The organism is Luteimonas sp. A482 (assembly GCF_054072655.1).
Genome location: NZ_JBSVRO010000002.1, coordinates 366095 through 389770, shown reverse-complemented (window position 1 = coordinate 389770; position 23676 = coordinate 366095). Strand labels below are relative to the sequence as shown.

At 70.2% G+C, this 23676-nt stretch carries 18 protein-coding genes; 2 read left to right on the top strand and 16 right to left on the bottom strand.

The annotated features are described in order from the left end of the window. Positions 1-153: 153 nt before the first annotated feature. The 3 genes from ACW5DW_RS10380 to ACW5DW_RS10370 all read right to left on the bottom strand — a co-directional run bounded on the left by ACW5DW_RS10380 (position 154) and on the right by ACW5DW_RS10370 (position 4172). Complete coding sequence (locus tag ACW5DW_RS10380; RefSeq protein ID WP_457018763.1) at positions 154-2283, bottom strand: putative bifunctional diguanylate cyclase/phosphodiesterase; 2130 nt, start codon at positions 2281-2283, stop codon at positions 154-156. After that, the gene (locus tag ACW5DW_RS10375; RefSeq protein WP_457018762.1) at positions 2280-3203 is read right to left on the bottom strand and encodes a phosphate/phosphite/phosphonate ABC transporter substrate-binding protein; all 924 of its coding nucleotides are present in this window, start codon (positions 3201-3203) and stop codon (positions 2280-2282) included. The genes ACW5DW_RS10380 and ACW5DW_RS10375 overlap by 4 nt, the downstream gene beginning before the upstream one ends. Positions 3204-3392: 189 nt before the next feature. After that, entirely contained in the window at positions 3393-4172 is a 780-nt protein-coding gene (locus ACW5DW_RS10370) for an RNA methyltransferase (protein ID WP_457018761.1), read from the bottom strand. An 88-nt stretch (positions 4173-4260) separates the two neighbouring features. On the opposite strand from ACW5DW_RS10370, the gene ACW5DW_RS10365 reads away from it, so the two are divergent. Continuing rightward, positions 4261-5094, top strand: coding sequence for an inositol monophosphatase family protein (locus ACW5DW_RS10365; protein ID WP_457018760.1), 834 nt, complete (start codon positions 4261-4263; stop codon positions 5092-5094). A gap of 542 nt (positions 5095-5636) precedes the next feature. On the opposite strand, the gene secF is transcribed toward ACW5DW_RS10365, so the two are convergent. From secF to ACW5DW_RS10320, 9 genes are all read right to left on the bottom strand, one after another. Then, positions 5637-6602, bottom strand: a complete 966-nt coding sequence (gene secF / locus ACW5DW_RS10360) for a protein translocase subunit SecF (RefSeq protein ID WP_457018759.1) — start codon at positions 6600-6602, stop codon at positions 5637-5639. A 23-nt stretch (positions 6603-6625) separates the two neighbouring features. After that, positions 6626-8509 carry a protein translocase subunit SecD gene (secD, locus tag ACW5DW_RS10355; protein WP_457018758.1) on the bottom strand — a complete coding sequence of 628 codons (1884 nt, stop codon included), beginning with the start codon at positions 8507-8509 and terminating at the stop codon, positions 6626-6628. A gap of 116 nt (positions 8510-8625) precedes the next feature. After that, complete coding sequence (gene yajC / locus ACW5DW_RS10350) at positions 8626-8967, bottom strand: preprotein translocase subunit YajC (RefSeq protein ID WP_457018757.1); 342 nt, start codon at positions 8965-8967, stop codon at positions 8626-8628. Positions 8968-9147: 180 nt separating this feature from the next. Then, positions 9148-10275, bottom strand: coding sequence for a tRNA guanosine(34) transglycosylase Tgt (gene tgt / locus ACW5DW_RS10345; protein ID WP_457018756.1), 1128 nt, complete (start codon positions 10273-10275; stop codon positions 9148-9150). A gap of 60 nt (positions 10276-10335) precedes the next feature. Continuing rightward, positions 10336-11331: an ABC transporter ATP-binding protein gene (locus ACW5DW_RS10340; RefSeq protein WP_457018755.1), complete on the bottom strand. Its 996-nt coding sequence runs from the start codon at positions 11329-11331 to the stop codon at positions 10336-10338. Next, the gene (locus tag ACW5DW_RS10335) at positions 11328-13028 is read right to left on the bottom strand and encodes an ABC transporter permease (RefSeq protein WP_457018754.1); all 1701 of its coding nucleotides are present in this window, start codon (positions 13026-13028) and stop codon (positions 11328-11330) included. The genes ACW5DW_RS10340 and ACW5DW_RS10335 overlap by 4 nt, the downstream gene beginning before the upstream one ends. Before the next feature lie 37 nt (positions 13029-13065). Next, positions 13066-14148 carry a Fe(3+) ABC transporter substrate-binding protein gene (locus ACW5DW_RS10330; protein ID WP_457018753.1) on the bottom strand — a complete coding sequence of 361 codons (1083 nt, stop codon included), beginning with the start codon at positions 14146-14148 and terminating at the stop codon, positions 13066-13068. A gap of 118 nt (positions 14149-14266) precedes the next feature. After that, entirely contained in the window at positions 14267-15304 is a 1038-nt protein-coding gene (queA, locus tag ACW5DW_RS10325; protein ID WP_457018752.1) for a tRNA preQ1(34) S-adenosylmethionine ribosyltransferase-isomerase QueA, read from the bottom strand. A 250-nt stretch (positions 15305-15554) separates the two neighbouring features. Beyond that, positions 15555-15986: an Lrp/AsnC family transcriptional regulator gene (locus tag ACW5DW_RS10320; protein ID WP_457018751.1), complete on the bottom strand. Its 432-nt coding sequence runs from the start codon at positions 15984-15986 to the stop codon at positions 15555-15557. Between the two features lie 168 nt (positions 15987-16154). On the opposite strand from ACW5DW_RS10320, the gene ACW5DW_RS10315 reads away from it, so the two are divergent. After that, complete coding sequence (locus tag ACW5DW_RS10315) at positions 16155-17651, top strand: aminotransferase class III-fold pyridoxal phosphate-dependent enzyme (protein ID WP_457018750.1); 1497 nt, start codon at positions 16155-16157, stop codon at positions 17649-17651. 204 nt (positions 17652-17855) lie between these two features. Here the strand turns inward: ACW5DW_RS10315 and ACW5DW_RS10310 are convergent, their stop codons facing one another. From ACW5DW_RS10310 to ACW5DW_RS10295, 4 genes are read right to left on the bottom strand one after another with little or no spacing between them, the layout of a single operon-like run. After that, complete coding sequence (locus ACW5DW_RS10310) at positions 17856-18461, bottom strand: inorganic diphosphatase (RefSeq protein ID WP_457018749.1); 606 nt, start codon at positions 18459-18461, stop codon at positions 17856-17858. Positions 18462-18481: 20 nt separating this feature from the next. After that, the gene (locus ACW5DW_RS10305; protein ID WP_457018865.1) at positions 18482-19858 is read right to left on the bottom strand and encodes a metallophosphoesterase; all 1377 of its coding nucleotides are present in this window, start codon (positions 19856-19858) and stop codon (positions 18482-18484) included. A 19-nt stretch (positions 19859-19877) separates the two neighbouring features. Next, on the bottom strand, positions 19878-21035 hold the full coding sequence (locus ACW5DW_RS10300; protein ID WP_457018748.1) for a phytase: 1158 nt from the start codon (positions 21033-21035) through the stop codon (positions 19878-19880). Between the two features lie 19 nt (positions 21036-21054). Continuing rightward, entirely contained in the window at positions 21055-23595 is a 2541-nt protein-coding gene (locus ACW5DW_RS10295; RefSeq protein WP_457018747.1) for a TonB-dependent receptor, read from the bottom strand. Positions 23596-23676 lie beyond the last annotated feature (81 nt).

Genomic DNA, 23676 nt, shown 5'->3' with positions numbered 1-23676 from the left:
CGAAGCCGCGGGGACGCGCGGGGACATGGCGCAAGCGGCACATGGATGTGCCGCGGCCGCGAGTGCGGACATGGATGTCTGCCCGAGCGGTGCGCCATGTCCCCGCGCGGCGCTGCGGCCCATCCGAAGGGCGTGACCTCACCGCGTCGCACCCTACCCCAGCAGCCGCACGAACTCCGCATTGGCCACCGGGTGGCCGAGCCAGAAACCCTGGGCCATGTCGCAGCCGCGTTCGCGCAGGATGGCGTACTGCCCCTCCTTCTCCACGCCCTCGGCGACAACCTGGATGCCCAGCGAATGGGCCATCGCGATGATCGCGGTGGTGAGCGCGAGGTCGTCCGGATCGCGCAGCACGTCGGCGATGAAGCTGCGGTCGATCTTGACCCCGTCCACCGGCACCCGGCGCAGGTGGCTCAGGCCCGAGAAGCCGGTGCCGAAATCGTCCAGCCAGACCTTCACCCCGGTGTTGCGCAGCCGCGCCAGCACGCTGCTCACGCGCGCCTCGTCGGCGATCACCGCGGTCTCGGTCAGCTCGATGTGCAGGTGCTGCGGCGCGAGCCCGGTCTCACGCAGCACCGCCTCGGTGTGTGCGGCCAGGTCGCCCGCGCGCAGCTGCCGCGGCGACACGTTGACCGACACGAACAGCCCCTGCGCACCGGCCACGGCGCGCTGCCAGCCGCGCGCGTCGATGCACGCCGCGCGCATCACCTGCGGCCCGATGACCTCGATAAGGCCACTCTGCTCGGCCACGTCGACGAACAGCGCGGGCGAGACCTGGCCGTGCTCCGGATGCCGCCAGCGCAGCAGCGCTTCGGCGCCGACCAGCTTGCCGTCCGACAGCCGGTACAGCGGCTGGTACGCCAGGCTCAGCTCGCCGCGCTCCCACGCGCCGCGCAGGTCTTGCTCCATGCGCACGCGCCGCTCGACCGCCTGGTCCATCACCCGGCTGTAGAAGCGGTAGCAGCTCTTGCCGGCGACCTTGGCCTGGTACATGGCGATGTCGCCGTTCTTCAACAGCGACGGCACGTCTGTCGCGTCGTCCGGGAACAGCGCGATGCCGATCGAGATGCCCAGGAACACCGGGCGCCCGCGCACCGGGATAGACCGGCCCAGCTCGGCCACCAGCACGTCGGCCAGGTGCCCGGCGCGCTCGCGGATATCGCTGCCCGGCTCGCCCTGCAGCAGGATCACGAACTCGTCGCCGCCAAAGCGCGACAGTTCCGCACCGGGGCCGCCGTGCGCGTCGATGACCTCGCCGATGCGGCCGGCGAACTGCATCAGCACTTCGTCGCCGGCATCATGGCCGATCGTGTCGTTGACGCGCTTGAAGTCGTCGATGTCGGTGAACAGCAGCGCCAGCTGCCGCGCCGCGCCATTGCTCTCGGCCACGCGCTGGTCGAGCATCTCGCGGAACGCCAGCCGGTTCGACAGCCCGGTCAACGCATCGGTGTAGGCCATGCGGCGGATATCGCGGTCATGCCGCGCGATGCTGTCGCGCATGTGCGTGAACGCACGCACCAGCTCGCCGATCTCGTCGGCACGGCGGGTGACCGGCACGACCGCCGCGAAATCGCCCGCCTCGATCCCGCGTGCGGCGTCGGCCAGCTGCCGGATCGGCGAGACCAGCTTGCGCTGCACGACCAGGCCGATCGCCGCCAGCAACGCGACCAGGCCGGCGAGCAGCAGCCCGAGCCACAGCAGCTGGCCACGGCTGACCTCGCCCAGGCGCCCCGACATGATGCCGCCGATCTGGCGCTCGTCGGCCTTCACCGCCTCCAGCGAATAGCCCACCCGTACGCCACCCAGGCGCTGGTCGCCCATCCGGATCGGCGCGGCGACGTCGAGCAACTGCTCGCCGGTCTGCACGTGGGGGCCGTTGATCGACAGCACCTCGTAGGCGAAGGGATCGGACATCGCCTGGCCATAGGTCGAGATGTCCGGGCTGCCGTCGTGGATCACCTGGCCTTCGTTGTCGTAGACGATGACGTAGGCCACGTCCGGCTGGCGCAGCACGTTGCCCAGCGCCGAACCGATCGCCTCCAGGTCGAAGTAGTACAGCGGATTGACCAGCGAGTCGGCCAGCTGCACCACCTGCGCCCGGCCCTGCGACAGCAGGCGCCGCGAAGAAAAATCGTCGATCGCCTGCAGGCCCAGCGTCTGCACCTCGCCGTGCAGCTCGTTCTGCCGCTGCAGCACCAGCGCCACCAGCAACAGCGTTGCCAGCAGCACGAAGGCACCGAGCAGCGCGAACCGGGCCTGCAGGCCGAAGCGCGGCTTGTTCACTCGACCTCCCGGACCACGCGCGCCACGCCCAGGCGCAGGCGTCGCAACCCGGCCGCGATGTCATCGTCGATTGGCGCGAAGCGCGTGGTCTTGAAGAACCGCAGCAGCGCCTCGTCCGCGTCCGGATCGGCGGCGGCGCCGAGCAGCACTTCGCGCAGCCGCTCGCGCACCCTCGGATCGAGATCGCCGCGCACCATCTCCAGCGCGCGCGGGAATTCGCCGGTCTCGCGCACGATGCGGAAGTCGCGGCGGTACGAGGGCGGCACCCGCTGCGGATTGACCCAGTCCAGGTTGCTCATCGCGCCGGCATCGACCAGGCCCTTGTGCACCCAGGCCGACACATTGAGTTCGGAACGCCCGAACACGTAACCGACCGAATCCGCGCCGGGCCGGTCCATCGGCGAAAGCAGGACCTCCAGGCGCAGGCCGATCCCGAGCAGTTCGTCCGCCGGCACGTAGTAGGCGCTGGTGGAGGAGCGGTTCTGGAACGCGATGCTGTGGCCGCGCAGGTCGGCCAGTTCGCGCACCGGGCTGTCGTTGCGGACGAAGAAGATCGTCCGGTAGCGGTCCACGCCGTCGCGTTCGGTCATCAGCAGGGGCAGCGCCCCGGCGCGGTCGGCCAGCACCATCGCGGTGCCGGCGGTTTCGGTCACCCAGTCGACGCGGCCCCGGCGCATGTAGCTCTGCATCTGCTGCACATCGCGCGCCATCAGCACGCGCCCCTCGCGGATGCCGACGTCGGCCATGCGCGGCACCACGTAGTCGAGCAGCGGCTTGAGCTGCTCGTAGTGGGCCTTGGGGTCGTCGCTGATGCGTCCAAGCACAAGCACGCCATCGTCGGCCAGCGCCGGCGCCAGGGAGGCGAACCAGAGCACCAGCAGAAGCAGGAGGCGATGGGAACCGGCTGGAGACGCAGGCAAGGGACGGTTCCGGATTCGGCTCGGGCACGGGTACCGCGGCGAGCCTAGCCGAAAACCGCCTTCGCCGGTAGCGACTGTTCGCGCTGCGCACGGGTTTGCGATGCGGATGGCCGGGTCATCGCGGGACATTCGATGTCCTGCCGTGGCCCCGCACACGGTGGGCGACCGCAGCAACGGCCTCGCAACGGCTCAGCCGTTGCGTTCGCCCGCCAGCCGCGCCATGCGCTGGGCGTCGGCCAGCACGCCGCGCAGCAGGCGCACGTCGCGATCGTCGAGGCGGCTGCGCAGGAAGATCCGGCGCAGCTTGCGCATCGCCGACTGCGGCGCGCGACCCTTGTGGAAATCGATCGCATCCAGGGTGTCGCCAAGCTGCGCGAAGAATCCCTCGAGTTCCGCGTGGCTCGCCGGCAGGTCGCCATCGGCGGCCACTGCGGGCAGCGGCGCCTGCGTGGCCCCGCGCAACCCGAGCATTGCAATGCGCAATTCGTACGACAGCACCTGCACCGCCGCGGCGAGGTTGAGCGAGCTGTACACCGGATCGGCCGGGATGTGCACCGCCGCATGGCAGAGCTGCAGCTCGGTGTTGTCCAGGCCGGTACGCTCCCGGCCGAACACCAGGGCCGCCGCGGTGCCGCCGCCGGCCGCGCCCAGCAAGCGCGCGGCGGCATCGGCCGGCAGCAGTTCGTCGAGCGCCACGCGCCGGCTGCGCGCGGTGCAGCCCAGCACCAGGCGACAGTCGGCCACTGCCTCGGCGAGGCTCGATACCCGTGTCGCGGCTTCAAGCACGTCGTCGGCGCCGGCCGCCATCGCCGACGCATCGGCGTGGGGAAACCGTTCGGGCGCCACCAGCACCAGCCGGCCCAGCCCCATCGTCTTCATCGCGCGCGCCGCCGCTCCGATGTTGCCGGGATGCTGGGTGCCGACCAGGACGATGCGGATGTGGTCGGCCGCGTGCAGGAATTCGCTCATGGCGCGGATGGTAAACTGCGCGCCCGGCCCTCGCGCCGGTCCGCTCTTTCCACCCGCCGCCCGCCGCGCCCCCACGGAGTTCCCCCCGATGCTTGCCCCCGCCGTCAATGTCATGGTCAAGGCCGCGCGCGCCGGGGGCAACGTGCTGCTGCGCCACATGCACCGCCTGGACGCGCTGAACGTGGTGGAAAAGGACCGCATGGACTACGCCAGCGAAGTGGACGGGCTGGCCGAGGAAGCGATCATCAAGGAACTGCGCCGGGCCAATCCGGACTACGCCATCCTCGGCGAGGAAGGCGGCGCGCAGAAGGGCAACCGTGGCCCCAGCCGCTATACCTGGGTCATCGATCCGCTCGACGGCACCAGCAACTACCTGCACGGCATTCCGCACTGGTGCGTGTCGCTGGCGCTGTGCGAAGGCCCGGAGCCGCTGCACGCGGTGGTGTTCGACCCGCTGCGCAACGAGCTGTTCACCGCCAGTCGCGGCGGCGGCGCCCAGCTCAACGAGAAGCGCATCCGGGTGTCCGAGCGCAGGGACCTGTCCGGCGCGATGCTGGCAACCGGCTTCGCGCCGCGCGAGCGCAAGCGCATCGGCGCGCAGCTGGACTGCCTGAAGCTGCTGATGGCCGAAGCCGAGGACGTGCGCCGCACCGGTTCGGCCGCGCTCGACCTGGCCTGGGTCGCAGCCGGCCGCTGCGACGCCTACTTCGAGGGCGGCGTGCAGGCCTGGGACGTCGCCGCCGGCGTGCTGCTGGTGCGCGAGGCAGGCGGCCGCGTGGCCGACTTCCGCGGCGCCGCGACGGCGCCGATGCATATCCCGGGCGCGGCGACCGGCCGGCAACTGCTGGCCGGCAACGTCAAGGTGACCGACGCGCTGCAGAAAGCCATCGTGGCGTCGGGATACGCGGCAGCGTTCGACTGATCTTCGACTGGGGCGTTGCGTCCCCACTTGGGCGAGCGGCACAGGTTGCGGCGGGGCGCCGGGGCAGAAAGGAGTTCTTTCGTGTGCGTGGAGCCTGCCATGGTGCGGAGGCGGACTCCCGCCTTCGGCCGGGGGGTCGTCCCAGGCCGGGGATTACTCCTCGGCTCGGTCAGCCATCCATGGCTGACTCGCCGCCGCAGCGCATCCATGCGCTGCTCTCCGCAACCCCCGCCCCGGAACGCCCATCGCCCAGTCACTGGCATGGCTCCGACAAGCTGCCCATCGAAGCGTCGCAGCCCCAATCCTAGTGAGCCGTGCACTGGCGACCGGGGATCGCGACAAGCAAAACATGGATGTTTTGCGCGCGAGTCAGGGCAGGATGCCCTGACCGAGCGAAAAGCGACCCCGGTCGACAGGGCGCGGCGTCCACCCGAAGACGGGGGCCCCATTTGAACAGCCTCCAACTCCATCGTGAGAACAGGCAAAGAAAAGGCCGCGCATTGCGCGGCCTTTTCGCATGGATCAGGGCGTGACCGCCCCCGTCATGGCCGGCGTGCCAGTGCCTCTTCGTCGCGGGCCTTTGGCAGCAGGTCCTGCTTGCTCACGCGCAGCACGCCGAAGGTGAGCAGCGGGCAGGCGACCAGGATCGAGGATGCCGTGCCGATCACGATGCCGATCATCATCGCCTCGGACATGCCCGCCAGCGAGCCGCCGCCGTACACGTACAGCGCCAGCACGGTCAGGAACGCCACCACCGAGGTGATGATCGTGCGCGAGAGTGTCTGGTTGATCGAGGCGTTGAGCACCGCCAGCGGTTCGGCGCGCATGCCGCGGAAGTTCTCGCGCACGCGGTCGAAGACCACGATGGTGTCGTTGATCGAGAAGCCCATCACCGTCAGCAGGCCGGCCAGCAGGGTGAGGTCGAACTCACGCCCGGCCAGCGAGAACCAGCCGGCGACAATCAGCAGGTCGCCCAGCGTGGTGACGATGGCCGAGACCGCGAACTTCCATTCGAACCGGAACCCGATGTAGATCAGGAACCCGAGCACCACGAACACGATCGCGTAGACGCCCTTCTTCGCCAGGTCCTGTCCGACCTGGGGACCGACGTAGGAGCGGCCCTTGATCGTGGCGGGATTGTCCTCGGTGCCCGCGGACCTCAGCACGTCGTCGGCGGTGCGGTTGATCGCCTCGGCATCGCTGCCCCCGTCCTTGGGCTGCAGACGGATCATCAGGTCGCTGGCCGTGCCCATGGTCTGCACCTGCGCGCCCGGGTAGCCGGCGGCCTCGAGCCGCTCGCGCACCGCGTCCACGTCGGCAGGCTTCTCGAACACCAGCTCCACCGAGGTGCCGCCGGTGAAGTCCAACCCGAAGTTGAAGCTGTTGACCGCGATCTGCACGATCGAGGCGACCATCAACACCAGCATGAAGCCGACCGTGACATGCCGCCACCGCATGAAATCGATGTGGGTGACGGCCGGGATGAGTTTCAACGGGAAAAGAGCCATGTGTCTTCCAGTGTGTCGAGCGATCAGATCGCGATCGACTTGAGTTTGCGCCTGCCGCCATAGAGCAGCGTGGCGACGCCGCGCGAGACGGTGACCGCGGTGAACACGGAGGTCAGGATGCCGATCACCATCGTCACCGCGAAGCCGCGCAGCGGCCCGGTGCCGAAGGCATACAGCGCCACGCCCGCCAGCAGCGCGGTCATGTTGGAGTCGAAGATCGTGCCCGACGCCTTTTCATAACCGGTGGCGATCGCCGTGCGTGGCGGCAGGCCCGCGCGCAACTCCTCGCGGATCCGTTCGTTGATCAGCACGTTGGCGTCCACCGACATGCCGATCGACAGCGCCAGGCCGGCGAAGCCCGGCAGGGTCATGGTCGCGCCGAACAGCGACATCACCGCCACCACCATCAGCAGGTTGAGCAGCAGCGCCACGCAGGTGATCAGGCCGAACATGCGGTAGTACAGCGCGAAGAACACCAGGGTGAACATGAACGCGTACAGCACCGCCTGGGTGCCGCGTGCGACGTTCTCTGCGCCCAGGCTCGGCCCGATCACGCCTTCCTCGACGAAGTCCATCGGCGCGGCCAGCGCGCCGGCCTTGAGCTGCTTGGCCAGCGCCGCGGCTTCTTCGCGGCTCAGGCCGGTGGTCTGGAAATCCTTGCCGAACACGCCGCGGATCGTCGACGAGCTGATCACGCGCTCCTCGGTGCGTGCCGAACGCACTTCCTCGCCGTTGACCACGGTGACCGTCGGGATGCGCTCGACGTAGACGATGCCGAGGCGATTGCCGACGTTTTCCAGCGTGTGGTCGAGCATGCGCTTGCCGCCGGCGGCGTTGAGCGTGATCGACACCGCCGGCAGGCCGGTCTGGGCATCGACCTGCGGCTGCGCGTTGACCAGCTCGTCGCCCGACACCAGCAGCCGCCGCGACAGCAGCAGCGGCTGGCCGTTCTGGTCGTGGTAGATGCGCGAGCCGGCCGGTACGTTGTTGTCGGCCAGCGCGGCCGCGGCCTGCGCCTCGTCGCCGGTGACGGCGCGGAACTCCAGGGTCGCGGTCGCGCCGATCAGGCGCTTGGCCTCGGCGGTGTCCTGCAGCCCCGGCAGCTGGATCACCAGGCGATCCTCGCCCTGGCGCTGCAGCGACGGCTCGGCCACGCCGATGGCATTGATTCGGTTGGCGATGACGTTGCGGTTCTGCTCGATGGCATCGGTGGCGATGCGGCCGAGTTCGGCGTCCGACAGCCGCACGCTGATGCGGTTGCCGTCGACGGAAATGGTCGGAGCACCCGTGCCCAGCGCCGCGCCGCCCAGCCCGCCCATCGCGGTGACGATCGCTCCGCGCGCGCGCGCCGCATCCGCGGCATTGGCCAGGGTGACCTGGATGGTGCCGTCCGGCCGGCGGTCGGCGCCGGTGTAGCCGATGCGCGCCTCGCGCAGCGTGGTGCGGATCGTGTCGGCGTAGCCGTCCAGGCGCTTTTCCAGCGCGGCCTTCTGGTCGACCTGCATCATGAAGTGCACGCCACCCTGCAGGTCCAGGCCCAACGACATGGGCCGCCCGCCAAGGCTTTCCAGCCATGCCGGCGTGGTCGGGACCAGGTTGAGTGCGGCCGAGAAATCCTGACCCAGCGCGGGGCGCAGCACGTCGGATGCGCGGGTCTGGGTCGGCGCATCGGGCAGCCTGATCAGGACCTGGTCGCCTTCAAGGGTGACCGAGCGCGGCGTGATGCCGGCCTCGGACAGCAGCCCTTCCACCCGCTGCACCAGCGCCTCGTCGACGACCGCACCCGGGCGGTTCTTCGTGACCTGCACCGAGGGGTCCTTCTGGTAGAGGTTCGGCAGCGCATAGAGCGTGCTGAACAGCACCACGATCACGATGAGGGCATATTTCCAGCGGGGAAATTCGAGCATTGCGGGTATCGCCTGGCGAAAGGGGGCGCACCCCCGGGGGTCGGCCCCCGACACGGTCGGGGAGCCGATGCGGCATTACGCCGTCCGCGGACCGGCCGCGGTGGTGATTCGCGGCCTCAGGCCGACTTGAGCGTGCCCTTGGGCAGCACGTTGCCCACCGCGCCACGCTGCACGCGGATCTCGACGCGATCGGCGATCTCGACGGTCACGAAGCTCTCGCCCAGCGCGCGTACCACGCCGGCGATGCCGCCGCTGGTGATCACCTCGTCGCCGACGGCGAGCTTCTCGACCATCGCGCGATGCTCTTTCTGCTTCTTCATCTGCGGGCGGATCATCAGGAAGTACATGACCGCGAACAGGACCAGGAAGGGAAGCACGGCGCCCATCAGGCCGGGACCGGTGGAGGCAGCGGCGGCTTGGGCGTGGGCCGGGGCAATGAGCAGGTCGAGCAGGTTCATGGTGGGATCCGTCGAAAAACAGCGGCCAATTATGCCACGGCGCCGCCGCTGGCCGGCGCCGTGGCCTGCGCGGGCAGGCCGCGCAGCGGGGACCGGCCCGGTCTGGACCGGAACGGAGGTGGTGGCGGCAGCGGCGGCGCGGGCGTGGCCAGCTCGCCCCGGGGGGCGCGTCGCGGACCGTCAGCGCGGCTGGCGCAGCGCGTGGAAGGACTCGCGGAAGGCGGCAAAGGTTCCCGCGGCGATCGCCGCGCGCATGTCGGCCATGAGCTTCTGGTAGTGCCACAGGTTGTGCAGGGTGCCCAGGATCGGCCCCAGCATCTCGTTGCAGCGGTCGAGGTGGCGCAGGTAGGCGCGGCTGTAGCCGCCGGCGCAGGCCACGCAGCCGCAGCCCTCCTCGATCGGGCGCAGGTCGCGCTCGTACTTCGCGTTGCGCACCCGGACCACGCCGGTGGAAGTGAAATAGTGGCCGTTGCGCGCGTTGCGGGTGGGCATCACGCAGTCGAACATGTCCACGCCGCGCGCGACCGCCTCGACCAGGTCCTCGGGCCGGCCCACACCCATCAGGTAGCGCGGGCGGTCGGCCGGCAGCTGGGGCGCGGTGTGCTCGAGCATCGCGTTGCGCTCGTCCTCGGTCTCGCCCACCGCCAGGCCACCGATGGCGTAGCCGTCGAAGCCGATCGCCTTGAGACCCTCCGCCGAGCGGGTACGCAGGTCGTGGTGCACGCCGCCCTGGACGATGCCGAACAGCGCGGCGTCGTTGCCCTCGTGCGCGCGCCTGGAGCGCTCCGCCCAGCGCAGCGACAGCTCCATCGAGCGCTCGACCACGCGCATCTCGACCGGCTTGCCGTCCACCTGCACCGGCGGGCACTCGTCGAAGATCATCACGATGTCGCTGCCCAGCACCTTCTGGATGTGCATCGACTCCTCGGGGCCAAGGAACACCTTGGAGCCGTCGGTGGGCGCGGCGAAGGTCACGCCGGCTTCGGTGATCTTGCGTCGATGCGCCAGCGAGAACACCTGGAAGCCGCCCGAATCGGTGAGGATCGGCCCGTCCCAGCGCGCGAAACCGTGCAGCCCGCCGTGCGCCTGGATCACCTCCAGGCCGGGCCGCAGGTACAGGTGGAAGGTGTTGCCCAGGATGATCTGCGCGCCGGTGTCGCGCACCTGCCCCGGCAGCATGCCCTTGACCGTGCCATAGGTGCCGACCGGCATGAACGCCGGCGTCTCCACCACCCCGCGCGGAAACGTGAGGCGCCCGCGGCGCGCGGCGCCGTCGGTGGTGATCAGCTCGAAGTGCATGCGGGACATGGGGTCAGGGGTCGGTGAGCGGAGTTGGAATTGGGATCGGGTCGGGTTGGAAACGTGACACTACGGAAACCGCACCAGCCCGTCGTCGGCCAGCCGCAGGCCCAGCATCGTGCCCGGCGCCTGCGCCAGGTCCGCGGGCAGGTCGGCCTCGACCATCTCGCCACCGCCCAGGCGCAGCAGCGCCACCCGACCCGGCCCGCGGAACGAGATCGTCACCACTTCGGCCTGGATCGTCCCGGCCGGATCCGGCAGCAGCAGGTCCGGTCGCAGCAGCACGCGTCCACCGCCGGCCAGGCCCAGCGCAGCCGCGGGCAGCACGCAGCCGCGTCCGATGAAGCTGGCCACGAAGGGGTCGCGCGGATGCGCGTACAGCGTCGCCGCATCGGCCCACTGCAGGATCCGGCCCTGGTCCATCACTCCGATCGCGTCGGCCATGGCGAAGGCCTCGGCCTGGTCGTGGGTCACCAGCAGCGCGGTGGTGCCGGTACGGCGCAGGATCACGCGCAGCTCGGCGGCGAGGTGTTCGCGGGTGTCGATGTCGAGGTTGGAAAACGGCTCGTCGAGCAACAGCAGCGAGGGCGATGGCGCTAGCGCGCGCGCCAGCGCCACGCGCTGCTGCTGGCCGCCGGACAGCTCGTGCGGCCAGGCGCCGGCGCGGTCGGGCAGGCCGACCAGCTCAAGAACCTCGGCCACGCGTGCCTCGCGCTCGCGGCGCGGCTGGCGCGACAACCCGAAGCCGACGTTGCGCGCCACGTCCAGGTGCGGGAACAGCGCGTAGTCCTGGAACATCATCCCCACGCCGCGCCGCTCCGGCGGCAGCATCTGCGTGGTCGAGGACAGCAGCTGGCCGTCCAGCATCAACGAGCCGGCCTGCAGCGGCTCGAAGCCGGCAATCGCGCGCAGCACGGTGGTCTTGCCGCAGCCCGACGCGCCGAGCAGGCAGCCGACCTCGCCCCGGGCCAGCGCCAGCGACAGCCCGTCGACCACCACGCGCGGGCCGGCCGGGGTGGGATAGGACACGCGGATGTCGCGCAGCTCGAGCATCGTTGCGCTCATCGCACCGTCACCTCGCGCCCGTAGGCCAGGCCGGTGCGCGCCAGCAGGATCACCGGCAGCAATCCGGCCAGCACGATCAGCAGCGCGGCCACCGCACCGTCCTCGTAGGCGCCGCGGGCCGCGTCCGCGTACAGCCAGGTGGCCAGCGTCTCGAAATTCAGCGGCCGCAGCAGCAGGGTCGCCGGCAGCTCCTTCATCGCATCGACGAACACCAGCAGCGCGGCCGCGGCCAGCGCCGGGCGCAGCAGCGGCAGGTGGACGCGCCGCAGCATGGCGCCGGGCGCGTGGCCCAGACCGCGCGCAGCCTGGTCGAGCGAGACCGGGATGCGCGCCAGCCCGGCCTCGGCGCCGCCGGCGGCAATGATCGCAAAGCGCAGCACATAGGCCAGCACCAGCGCCGACACCGAGCCCATCAGCAGCATCCGCGGCGTGCCCCCGAACCACTGCAGCACGATGTTGGCGCCGTCATCGAACCATGCCAGCGGCACCAGCAGTCCGATCGCCAGCACCGTTCCCGGCACTGCATAGCCGAGGCTGCCCAGGCGCAGTGCGGTCGCGGCCAGGCGCGGCGCGCGGCGCGCCTGCGCAAGTCGCAGGGCCCAGGCCAGCACCAGCCCGGCGACCACGGTGAGTACGGTGGCCAGTGCGGCCACGCGCAGCGTGTTCCAGGCGCTCGTCCACAGCATCGGCGACACGCCCGCGTCCTGCTCCAGCCGCTGCCAGGTTTCCGCGAACAGGTAGGCGGTGGGCGCGACAAAACCCACCAGCACCGGCAGCAGCGCCAGCGCCAGTGCAAGCCAGGCCGCGCCGCCGTGCAGGCGCTGGCGCTGCATCGGCCGCGGCCGCAGCGTGCTGGCATAGCGCTGGTGCCGGCGGCCATACCGTTCCAGCGCGATCAGCAGCACCACCAGCAGCAGCATCGCCAGCGCGATCTGCGCCGCGCCGGGCAGGTCGCTGCGGGTGATCCAGGTGGTGTAGACCGAGACCGTGAGCGTCTGCACGCCGAGGAATTCCGAGGCGCCGATGTCGTTGAGCGTCTCCAGCAGCGCCAGCGCCGCGCCCACCGCGATCGCCGGCCTCGCCAGCGGCAGCGCCACGCGCGTGAACAGCGCCACGCGTCCGGAGCCAAGCGTGCGCGCAGCCTCGAGCAGGCTCGCGGCCTGGGTCATGAACATCGCGCGCGTGGTCATGTACACATAGGGATACAGCACGAAGCCCAGCAGCACGATGCAGCCGACCAAGCCGCGGATGTCGGGCAGGCGGAAATCGCGCGGGCTGTCGAAGCCGAGCAGCGCGCGCACGGCGCCCTGCACCGGCCCCAGCGGATGCAGCAGATCGAGGTAGGCGTAGGCGACGATGTAGGTCGGCACCGCCAGCGGCAACAGCAGCGCCCAGGCCATGGTGGCGCGGCCCGGGAACTCGTAGGCGGTCACCAGCCACGCCGCGCCGGTGCCGATCGACACCACCAGCACGCCCACGCCCAGCAGCAGCAGCAAGGTGTTCCAGGCCGCGCGCGGCAGCACGTTGGCCGCGATGTGCGACCACAGCCCGTCGCTGCCCTGCACCGCCGTCCATGCCAGCGCCAGCAGCGGCAGCACGACCACCGTCGCGATGAGCAGCGCGGCCAGCAGCCAGCCGTCCAGGCGCGGCCACGACCGCGATGCGGCCGGCGGCGTCGCGGTGACAAGGGCGGTCATCGCGTTCTCACGCATGGCGCCGGACCAGGCGCATCGGTCAGTTGTCGAATCCAACCCGGTCCACCAGCTCGCTGGCCTGCTTGCGGTGCCTGGCGACCTCGGTGAGCGGCAGCGCGTCGATCTTCATCTGCCCGAAGCTGGCCACCACCGGATCGAGTTCAACGCCGGCCTTGACCGGATATTCGTAGTTCGCCTTCGCGTACAGGCTCTGCGCCTCGTCGGACACCAGGTACTCGAGCAATGTCACCGCGTTGTCGCGGTTGGGCGCGTGCAGCGCGACGGCCGCGCCGCTGATGTTGACGTGGGTCCCACCGTCGGCGGCGCTGGCGAAGGTCGGGCGGATCACCTGGATCGCCTCGCCCCACTGGTGCTGCTCGCTGCCCGGGTCGGCGTTCTTCATGCGACCGACGTAGTAGGCGTTGGCGATGCCGATGTCGCAGATGCCGGCGAGGATGTCGCGGGCCACGTCGCGGTCGCCGCCTGCGGCCTTGCGCGCGAGGTTGGCCTTGACGCCCTGCAGCCAGGCTTCGGTCTTCTCGACCCCGGCGTGCGCGATCATCGCCGCGATCAGGCTGGTGTTGTAGGGATGCTGGCCCGAGCGGATGCACACGCGCCCCTTCCACTGCGGGTCGGCCAGCTGCTCGTAGGTGAAGCTCTCGAGCTGCAGGTCCTTGTCGGCGTAGAGGATGCGGTCGCGCAGCGACAGCGCGAACCACTGGCCATCCTCGCCGCGCAGGTGCGCGGGCACCGCGTCGGCCAGCACCTGCGATTGCACGGCCTGGGTCTGGCCGTTGCCGACCAGGTCGAGCAGGTTGCCGGTATCGACGGTCATCAGCACGTCGGCCGGCGAACGCTGCCCTTCCGCGCGCACGCGCTCGAGCAGGCCGTCGCGCACGAACACGGTGTTGACCTTGATGCCCGAGGAGGCGGTGAAGGCATCGAGCAGCGGCTGGATCAGGCCAGGCTCGCGGGTGGTGTAGAGGTTGACCTCGCCGGCGGCGGCCGGCGCGGCGTCCGCGCCCGGTTCCGTCGCGGGCGCCGGGGTTTCGCGCTGGCCGCAGGCGGCCAGCAGGACCAGGGCCGCAAGAGCGGGTACGCGCGCGGCGTGGGCAAGACGCATGGTCGACTCCTTGGATCGTGGGGCGGGCGGCGCTGGCCGCATCCGGAATGAGAATTGTACTCATCCGCGTCCACGCAGGCACGCGGTGCCGGTGGAACGCGGGGTCCTGCACGCAGGCTCAGGCCCGGAATGCATCCCCGAGCAGCAGCATCGCGTCGCCATAGGAGAAGAACCGATAGCGCGCGCGCACCGCGTGCGCGTAGGCAGCCAGGATCCGCTCGCGCCCGGTGAAGGCCGACACCAGCATCAGCAGGGTCGATTCGGGCAGGTGGAAGTTGGTCAGCAGCGCATCCACGCTGCGGATGCGGTAGCCGGGAAAGATGAAGATGCTGGTTTCGCCCGAGTGCGGATGCAGCTCGCCATCGACCGACGCGCTCTCCAGCGCGCGCACCACGGTGGTGCCCACCGCGATCACGCGACCCCCGGCCTCGCGCGTGCGCCGCACCTGCGCGACCAGCCCGGCGCCGACGTTGATCCACTCGCTGTGCATGGCGTGGTGGCGCAGGTCGTCGACCCGCACCGGCTGGAAGGTGCCCGCGCCCACGTGCAGGGTGACGTGGCCCGATTCGATCCCGCGGTCCCGCAGGTCGGCCAGAAGCGCATCGTCGAAATGCAGGCCGGCAGTGGGCGCGGCGACCGCGCCGACCTCGCGCGCGAACACGGTCTGGTAGCGCTCGGCGTCGTCGCGGCCGGGTTCGCGGCGGATGTAGGGCGGCAACGGCAGGCGCCCGGCGCCGAGCAGCCAGGATTCAAGCGCGCCTTCGACTTCGAACTGCAGGTGGTAGAAACCGCCATCGCGATCCAGCACTTCGGCCGTGCCGCCCGCATCCAGCGCGATCCGTGAACCGGGCCTGGGCGCCTTGCTGGCGCCCAGCTGCGCCCGCGCCTTGTTGCCTGGCAGCAGGCGCTCGATCAGGATCTCGACCCGGCCGCCGGTCTCCTTCTGCCCGAACAGCCGCGCCGGGATCACGCGGGTGTCGTTGAACACCAGCAGGTCGCCGGGCCGCAGCCACTCGCCCAACTGGCGCACCTGCGCATCCACCAGCGCTGCGTCTCCCGCCGGCACCACCAGCATGCGGCTGGCCGAACGCTCGGCCAGCGGTTCCTGCGCGATCAGTTCGGGCGGCAGGGGGTAGTGGAAGTCGGACTTCTTCATCGGGGAATTGTAGGGGGTGGAAGCGCGGCTGCCGGGAGGAGATCCCTCACTGCGTTCGGGATGACAATCCCTGGAACTGTGCACACCGCCTGTCATCCCGAATGCAACGCCTGCCATCGAACGCAACGCCTGTCATCTCGAAACGCAACGCCTGTCATCTCGAAACGCAGTGAGAGATCTCACGCCGTGCCGCCGCGGCCTGCCCCACCCCACGGCTTGCTCCGCAAGCGGCTCCCACTCCCCGAAGCCGTCACCTTTCAAACTTGGTCGACAGGATCACCGCCGACGTCGTGCGCTCCACGCCGTCGATCGCGCCGATGCGGTCGGTCAGCTCGTCCATGTCCACCACCGTCGGCACCACGCCCATCGCCACCAGGTCGTGCGCACCGCTCACCGAATGCAGGCTGCGCACCTGCGGCATGTCGTGCAGGGCCTGCACCACCGCCGGCATCTGCTTGGGCAGCACGGTGATCAGGATGTGGGCGCGGATGTGTCCGCGCTCGACCTCCTCGTTGACCCGCACCGTGTAGCCGCGGATCACGCCCTCGCGCTCGAGCCGCTCCATCCGGCTCTGCACCGTGGTGCGCGACAGGCCTAGCTGGCGCGCGATCTGCGCCGTTGAGGCCCGGGCGTTCTCGCGCAGGGCGGACAACAGGAGCGCATCGGCCGGCGTGATCTTCATGATGTGCGCAAACCCTTCGTCGATTCGCCGAAATCATACGGAATTCTGCGCAGATCCACCCTGTCATGCGCCGATGGGATCGAGATAATAGAAGCCAGAGCGCCGTTTCGACGCCGCCCCACCCGCCCGGCACGCGACCGTGCCGCGGCCCGCTCCCTGGAGAAGCCGATGTCCATGACCGCTGCCCTCGCCCCCCTGCGCGCCCACGGCGGCCAGCGCCGCACCACCGGCCTGGACGATGCCACCGTCGAGCGCCTGGCCGCCGCGCATCTCGAGCTGCGCGAAGCCATCGACGCCGCCGCCGCCGAACACGCGCGGATCGCAGCGGAGTTCGCCGACCTGCTGGAGCTGGACGAATCCGCCCAGATCGAGGCGGTGCAGGCCGGCTACGTCAATTTCTATTCGGCCGATGCGGTGAATCCCTACGTCGCATTGACCGCGCGCGGGCCGTGGGTCGTCACGCTCAAGGGCGCCGTGGTCCACGACTCGGGCGGATACGGCATGCTCGGCTTCGGCCACGCGCCCAAGGCGGTGCTCGAGGCGATGGCCAAGCCGCAGGCCATGGCCAACGTGATGACGCCGAACCTGTCGCAGCTGCGCCTGGAGCGCGCGCTACGCCGCGAGATCGGCCACAGCGCCGGGGGCTGCCCGTTCTCGCACTTTCTGTGCCTGAACTCGGGCTCCGAAGCGGTCGGCCTGGCCGCGCGCATCGCCGACGTCAATACCAGGCTGATGACCGACCCGGGTGCGCGCCACGCAGGCAAGACGATCAAGCGCATCGTGGTCAAGGGCAGCTTCCACGGCCGCACCGAGCGCCCCGCGCTGTACTCGGATTCCTCGCGCAAGGCTTATATGCAGCACCTGGCCAGCTTCCGTGGCGAGGATTCGCTGATCGCGATCGAACCCTACGACGCCGACGCGCTACGCCGCGCCTTCGCCGACGCGGACGCCAACGGCTGGTTCGTCGAGGCGGTGTTCCTGGAGCCGGTGATGGGCGAAGGCGACCCCGGCCGCGCCCTGCCGCGTGCTTTCTACGACGCGGCGCGCGAACTCACCGCCGCGCACGGCACGCTGCTGCTGGTCGACTCGATCCAGGCCGGCCTGCGCGCGCATGGCGTTCTGTCGATCGTCGACTACCCCGGCTTCGAAGGCTGCGCGGCGCCGGACATGGAAACCTATTCCAAGGCGCTCAACGCCGGCCAGTACCCGCTGTCGGTGCTGGCGGTGACGCAGGCCACCGCGAAGCTCTATCGCAGCGGCGTGTACGGCAACACCATGACCACCAACCCGCGCGCGCTCGATGTCGCCTGCGCGGTGCTGGACGCGATCACGCCGGAGCTGCGCGCCAACATCCGCGAGCGCGGGCGTGAGGCTGTCGTCAGGCTAGAAGTGTTGAAGAGCGAACTCGGCGGCCTGGTGACCGGCGTGCAGGGCACCGGCCTGCTGTTTTCCTGCGAGCTTGCGCCGCAGTTCAAGTGCTACGGCGCGGGCTCGACCGAGGAGTGGCTGCGCGAGCACGGCATCGGCGTGATCCACGGCGGCGCCAACTCGCTGCGCTTCACCCCGCGCTTCGAGACCACCTCCGACGAGCTCGAACTGCTGGTGGCGATGGTCGGCAAGGCCCTGCGCGAAGGCCCGCGGCAGAAGGCGTTGGAAGCGGCCTGACGCGCGCTGCGCGCGCTCCCCCACCCCAACCCTCCCCCGCAAGCGGAGGAGGGAGCAGGGGCGAGCTTCCCCGGTGGCGACGTTCTGCCCCTCCCCGGCCGCAACGTTCCGCCCCCTCCCCGGTTGCGGTGCTCCGCTCCCTCCCCCGCTTGCGGGGGAGGGATGGGGTGGGGGCCACCGCCGCGATGATGGCGGGCGCAGCGCTCAGCGCCCCGCGCCCGGAAACCGCTCCAGCGCCTCGCGCACCAGCACTTTCGCCTCGGCCGCGTCACCAAAGCCGTCCAGCTCCACTGCCCCACGCCCCTCCGGCAGATCCTTGTAGACGCGGAAGAACGCCTCGATGCGCGCGCGCTCGGCCGCAGGCAGCTCGCCGATGTCGCGCACGTCCGCGTAGCTCGGGTCGACCGCGTCGACCGGCACGCCGATGATCTTGTCGTCCTGCTCGCCGTCGTCGCGCATGCGCAGCACCCCGATCGGACGGAACCGCACCAGCACGCCCGGGTGCAGCGGCGCGCGCGTCAGCACCAGCGCATCGAGCGGATCGCCGTCGCCGGCCAGGCTGCGCGGGATCGAGCCGTAGTTGGCCGGATACGCCACCGGCATCGACACGAACCGGTCCACGTACACCAGCCCGTCCGCCCCGATCTCGTACTTGGTCGCGCTGCCGGCCGGAATCTCCACCGCCAGCAGCACTTCCTCCGGCGCGGCCGCGGGCTGCACCGCATGGAACGGATGCAGCACCGCATCGCGCGCCGACAGCGGCAGCACGCAGGCGGCGAGCAGCAGCGCAACCAGCATCCGTTGCTTCATCACGCCTGCGCTCCCGGCGTTCATTCCCAGCACCGATCCGCACGGCCGCGCAGGGTCTGCGCGCGCAGGCAGCGGCGTTCGTCGATGCGTCCTTCCACCTGCTCCTCGATGCGCTTGCCGGCCGCGCCTTGATCGACCAGGGTAAACGCGTCGTACAGCCGCCCGGTGACCGTGCGCGCCTCGTACGACAACCGACCGTCCTGCAGCCGCAGCACCTGGAACAGCTGCGTGTCCTCGGCCACCGGCGACATGGTGGCGCGCGCCTGCTCGGAGACCCGGTACTGCTTTGGCCCGGCAACGGAGACCACGTACTGCGGCGTGGCTGCCTTCGCACTGCCGCCACCGCGGCGGCCGTAGGTGTGGTCGTGGCCCTGCAATACCAGGTCGACGCGATGCCTCTCGACCACCGGCTGCAGGTGGCGCCGCAGCGCGCGGTTGTCGCGCCCCGCGCGCGGCGAGTGGAACGGCTGGTGCACCAGCACGATGCTCCAGCGATGTGGATTGGCGGCCAGCACGGTGTCCAGCCACGCAGCCTGCGCGGGACCTGCGTCGAGGTCGAGTGTCGAGGTGCCGTCGAGCACGGCAAAGCGGATGCCCTGGTAGTCGAACCAGTACGTGGTCGCTTGCACGCCGGCCGCGCCGTTGCCCGGCAGCGCGAAATGCAGCTGCCACGGATCGCCCAGCACGCGCCGCTCGCGCGGGGTGTCCTCGAACTCCTCGAAGAACTCGTGGTTGCCCGGCGCCGGCGCCAGCAGCATCGTGGCCGACTGCGGCAGCGTCGCATCGAACCACTCGCCCCACTCGTCATCGTCGACGGCCTCGCTGACCAGGTCGCCGGCGAACAGCGCCAGGTCCGCGCGCGGCGCATGGCGCAGCGCCTCGTGCATCACCCGCGTCACCAGGCTGGCGTTGCGGTTCTGGGTGTCGCCGAAGTACAGGAACTCCAGCGGCGTGCCGGCCGGCGCGGCGGTGCGCAGCTGCCGCCACGGGCTCCAGGTGCCCTCGCCCTGCACGCGCCAGGCGTACAGGGTGCCGGCCTGCAGCCCATCGACCGCGACGCGGTGGTGATGGGCCGGGCCGTTGCCCGCATCCAGCGTGCGCGTCTGCGCACGTAGCCGCCTGGGCGGCATGTCGCCGTCCCACTGGTCGGGCGAATCCTTTGCCGTGGTGATCTCGAGCAGCGGTGCTTCGACGCCCACGCCGGTGCGCCAGCTCACGGCGAACCCGGTCGATGCATCCTGCGCGGGCACCGCGATGATGCGGTCCGGAAACACCGACGGCGCGTAACGCACCACGCCCGCCGGCACCAGCGTGTTCGCCTCGACCTCGCGCGCGGGCGCCTCGGCCAGTCCGGCCGATGCCGGCACCAGCAGCAGCGCCGACAGCAGGACGCGCATGCCACGGGATCGCAGCACCTCAGCGCACCTCGCAGGCCGGCAGTGACAGCGCAGCGGCAATCTCGCGCCAGTCGATCGCCACCATGCCCTGGTCGTCGTGCACCGCGTACAGCACGCCCTGCGGGAAGCGCGCCGTCGTCGCCTGGTGCAGCCAGATGCCGTCGGTATTGGCCACCGTCGCCCCGGCCACCGCGCCGGCGTGTTCCAGCGTCCGCCGGTCGAACAGGTGGAACACGGTGCGATCCTTGCCCTGCTCGGTGGTGATCCACCAGCCGCTGCCATCGCCGCATTGCCTGAGCACGATGCCCTCGGCCTGCGCCTGCAGGAACCGCGCGCCGATGGTCTGGCCGCTGAACCTGCCTTCCAGGTCGTAGACCTTGAACTCGTTGGCGTAGGTCTCGTCCTCTTCGGCCACCAGCAGGCGGCCGTGGTCCGGGTCGCCCCACAGCGATTCCACCACGCGCAGGGCGCCCTTGGGCGAGGTATCGCCGAACGCGCCGACATGGCGCGCGCGCAGACCATCGCCGTCGGCTGCGAGCGCGAAGCGCTGCACGCGGCGGTCGAGTCCGGCAAGCGGCGGCAGGATGTCTTCGCCCTGCGCGTCCTCGCCGGCCATGTAGGCATCGGTGACATAAACCTCGTAGCCACCGTCCAGCTTGTTGATCCACAGCCCGTACGGCAGCTGCAGCACGTCTGCGCCGAACTCGGCCACGTGTTGCATGCCCGGGAGGCGCAGCACCTGTACGCGACGGTTGTCGCGCTCGACCACGAAGGCCAGGTCGTCGACCACGGCGATGCCGTTGGGCCGGTCGAACTGGCCAGAGCCCGCACCACGCACGCCCACGTGACGGACGAGGGCGCCGGTCGCGCCGTCGTACAGCACCAGCCGGTGCGTGGATTTGGCCGTGGCCAGCACCAGCACGCTGCCATCGGGTGCGGTCCAGCTGGCCACCGAATCGATGTTGTCGTCGGGCGTCATCGGCGTGGCGAAGGCTTCGGGCACGCGCGCCGCTTCGGTGGCGGGCTGCGCGCGGACGGCTTCGCGGGCGCGGTCGGCGCGGTCCTCGCTGTCCTGCGTCGGCGTGGCGATCGGGGCGGCGCCGCCGCTGCACGCGGCCAGCGCAAGCGCGAGGGCTGCAGTCGCAGGTGCCTGCCAGCGGCCGCGGCGCATCTTCATTTCCTGATCCATATGCACCTCAGAAGTTGACCTTGACGCCGAGCGAATAACTGCGCCCGTACAGCTCGTTCTGCAGGGTGAAGTCGCGCGAGCCCTGGTACAGCTCCAGCGGTTCATCAAGCAGGTTGGAGGCCTCGAAGTACACGCTCCAGCCCGCACCCAGCCTGTAGTCCATGCTGAAATCAAGCTGGGTATTGGGCGCGACCCACAGGTCATAGCGCGCGTCGTCGCCGATCTCGTCCAGGTATTCGCTGCGGTGCACCGCGGCCAGGCGGGTGCTGATGCGGTCGTTCTCCCAGCCCACGTGCGCGCTGTACAGGCGGTCGGAGGCGTTGGGCAGCGAGTAGCTGGCGCCGCCCACGGAGTACTCGGTGTCGAGCCAGGTGCCGCTGAGCCCCACCAGCAGCCCGCTCCACGCACCCGGCAGGAAGTCGAGCTTCTGCTGCCAGTTGAGCTCGACGCCGAACACGTCGGCATCGTCGCCGTTCACGGGCCTGGTCACCTCGTAACCGGGGAACGCGGGATCGTCCTGGGTCCAGACGTCGACGATGTAGCCGTCGATCGACTTGTGGAAGATACCCGCCGAGAAGATGCCCGAATCACCGATGTAGCGCTCGAACGAAAGATCGAAGTTCAGTGACTCGTAGGGATCGAGCTGCGGGTTGCCCAGCTCCACTTCCTCGTCGTCGCGGTTGATGCTCACGCGCGGGGAGATGTCTCCGAAACTCGGGCGGGCGATGGTCTTGGTGACCGCGCCGCGCAGCACCCAGTCACCGTCGGTGTCGTAGCGCAGGTGCAGGCCCGGCAGCACGCTGGTGTAGGAACTCGACGCCGCGCTGCGGCTGGCAGTGAGTGCGCCATCCTCGTCCAGGTCGAGCATCCAGCCGCTGGCCTCGAACTGCGTGCGCTCCACGCGCGCGCCAGCGATCAGGCGCAGGTTGCCGAAGTCCATCGTCGCCATCAGGTAGCCGGCCAGCACGTCCTCGCTGGCGCTGTAGTCCTCGACCAGCGAGATCATGCTGTTCTCGGCCACGTCCTGCGGGCGGTCCGAGAACTCGCCCTGGTGAGTGGCCAGCCAGCGCCGCATGGCGTCGGACGAGAGGCCGTCGCCGAGATGGCCGTGGCGGTACGAGGGCGTGCCCGTGGTCCAGTCCGCCAGGTCTACGTCGGGGCCGCGCCGGTACTCGGCCTCGTCCACGTTGACGTCGCGATCGCGCCAGCGACCGAGGAAGCCCGCCTTCCATGTCACGCTGTCGCCCATGCGCGTGAAATCGAGCTTCGCGCTCAGCGACTCGTCGTCGACCTGCTTGGGCGCCACCACCAGGCGGTCGAGGCCATAGTTGGCGTTGCGCAGCCAGGCGTCGCCACCGGCCGGGTCGATCACGTCGAACGAAGGAAGGCTGCCGGGGCCGACCCGGATCGCCATGTCGTCCTCGCCCAGGTACTCGAAGCGCATCTCGACCTCGTCGTCCACGCGCTCGCGCACCTTGGTCCAGCCGAGCTGGTAGTCCAGCTGCGAGTTGCCGATGCGGTTCATGCCGCCGGCGCTGGCGGTGAAGGTGTCCTCGGCCTTGGTGCGGTAGCGCAGGCGGCGGCTGAAATCGTCGGCGGAAATCTCTTCCACCGTCCAGCTGTCGCTGTCGTAGCCGGCGATGTCGCCTTCGCCGACCGGGATGATCTGGTTCTGACGGGTTTCGGCGTCGGTGAAGTCGGTGTACAGCGTGCGCAGGTAGTAGTGGTTGTCCTTGTCGGGTCGCCAGTCGAGGTTGAGGTTGAGGCCGGTGCGCTCGCGGTTGATCGAGTACTTGCGCTGCTGGATCTCGACCGGCGTCAAGCGGTCGCCGGTGACCTCCTCGAACTGGTCGCCGTATTCGACCTCGATGTTGTCCGACTCATAGTCGCGATCCTGCCAGCTCAGGCCAAGCGCCACGCCGAACGTGTCGTTGTAGACCTCGCTGAAGTTGAACGCGGCCTTGGGGCTCGTCTCGCCGCTCAGGTTCTGGTGGCTGGCCTCGAGCTTGGCGCGCATGTTGCGGCCCCTGCGGTCGAAGGCCGAAGCCGATTCGACCAGGATCGCGCCGCCCAGCGAGTCGCCGGGCATGTCCGGGGTCGGCGCCTTGATCACGGTGAGCCGCTCGGTGGACTCGGACGGGATCACGTCCAGCGGCGCGGCGCGGCTGCTGTCCTCCGGCGTGCCCATGCCGATGCCGTCGACCACGACCGAATTCTGCGCGGCGTCGAGGCCGCGGATCACCACGTAGCGGCCCTCGCCCTGGTCGCGGGTGACGCTGATGCCAGGCAGGCGCGAGAGCGATTCGCCCACGTTCTGGTCGGGGTACTGGCCCATCGAATCGGACGAGATGCCGTCCTGGATGGCGTCGGCGCTGCGCTTGCTGTCGATCGCGCGCGCCTGCGATTCGTACTGCGCACGCACCACCACGGCATCGAGGTCGACGGCGGCTGGCCCGGGCATCTGGGGCGCGGCATCCTGCGCCATTGCGGGGACGGAACCAGCCAGCGCAAACGCGATGGCGAGACGGAGGGGATGGCGACGCGGCATGGGGATCCGGAAAGTGTGAATACCGGGTGCGCAAGCTATGTCGTTCGCGTTGCAGGGCGATGACAGCGCCCGCGCCGCGCT

What these genes read in the sequence shown, in the direction of transcription:
- ACW5DW_RS10370 (WP_457018761.1), bottom strand. Translation starts at nt 4,172, where the DNA reads ATGAGCGAATTCCTGCACGCGGCCGACCACATCCGCATCGTCCTGGTC.
- ACW5DW_RS10365 (WP_457018760.1), top strand. Translation starts at nt 4,261, where the DNA reads ATGCTTGCCCCCGCCGTCAATGTCATGGTCAAGGCCGCGCGCGCCGGG.
- secF (WP_457018759.1), bottom strand. Translation starts at nt 6,602, where the DNA reads ATGGCTCTTTTCCCGTTGAAACTCATCCCGGCCGTCACCCACATCGAT.
- secD (WP_457018758.1), bottom strand. Translation starts at nt 8,509, where the DNA reads ATGCTCGAATTTCCCCGCTGGAAATATGCCCTCATCGTGATCGTGGTG.
- yajC (WP_457018757.1), bottom strand. Translation starts at nt 8,967, where the DNA reads ATGAACCTGCTCGACCTGCTCATTGCCCCGGCCCACGCCCAAGCCGCC.
- tgt (WP_457018756.1), bottom strand. Translation starts at nt 10,275, where the DNA reads ATGTCCCGCATGCACTTCGAGCTGATCACCACCGACGGCGCCGCGCGC.
- ACW5DW_RS10340 (WP_457018755.1), bottom strand. Translation starts at nt 11,331, where the DNA reads ATGAGCGCAACGATGCTCGAGCTGCGCGACATCCGCGTGTCCTATCCC.
- ACW5DW_RS10335 (WP_457018754.1), bottom strand. Translation starts at nt 13,028, where the DNA reads ATGACCGCCCTTGTCACCGCGACGCCGCCGGCCGCATCGCGGTCGTGG.
- ACW5DW_RS10330 (WP_457018753.1), bottom strand. Translation starts at nt 14,148, where the DNA reads ATGCGTCTTGCCCACGCCGCGCGCGTACCCGCTCTTGCGGCCCTGGTC.
- queA (WP_457018752.1), bottom strand. Translation starts at nt 15,304, where the DNA reads ATGAAGAAGTCCGACTTCCACTACCCCCTGCCGCCCGAACTGATCGCG.
- ACW5DW_RS10320 (WP_457018751.1), bottom strand. Translation starts at nt 15,986, where the DNA reads ATGAAGATCACGCCGGCCGATGCGCTCCTGTTGTCCGCCCTGCGCGAG.
- ACW5DW_RS10315 (WP_457018750.1), top strand. Translation starts at nt 16,155, where the DNA reads ATGTCCATGACCGCTGCCCTCGCCCCCCTGCGCGCCCACGGCGGCCAG.
- ACW5DW_RS10310 (WP_457018749.1), bottom strand. Translation starts at nt 18,461, where the DNA reads ATGAAGCAACGGATGCTGGTTGCGCTGCTGCTCGCCGCCTGCGTGCTG.
- ACW5DW_RS10305 (WP_457018865.1), bottom strand. Translation starts at nt 19,858, where the DNA reads ATGCGCGTCCTGCTGTCGGCGCTGCTGCTGGTGCCGGCATCGGCCGGA.
- ACW5DW_RS10300 (WP_457018748.1), bottom strand. Translation starts at nt 21,035, where the DNA reads ATGAAGATGCGCCGCGGCCGCTGGCAGGCACCTGCGACTGCAGCCCTC.
- ACW5DW_RS10295 (WP_457018747.1), bottom strand. Translation starts at nt 23,595, where the DNA reads ATGCCGCGTCGCCATCCCCTCCGTCTCGCCATCGCGTTTGCGCTGGCT.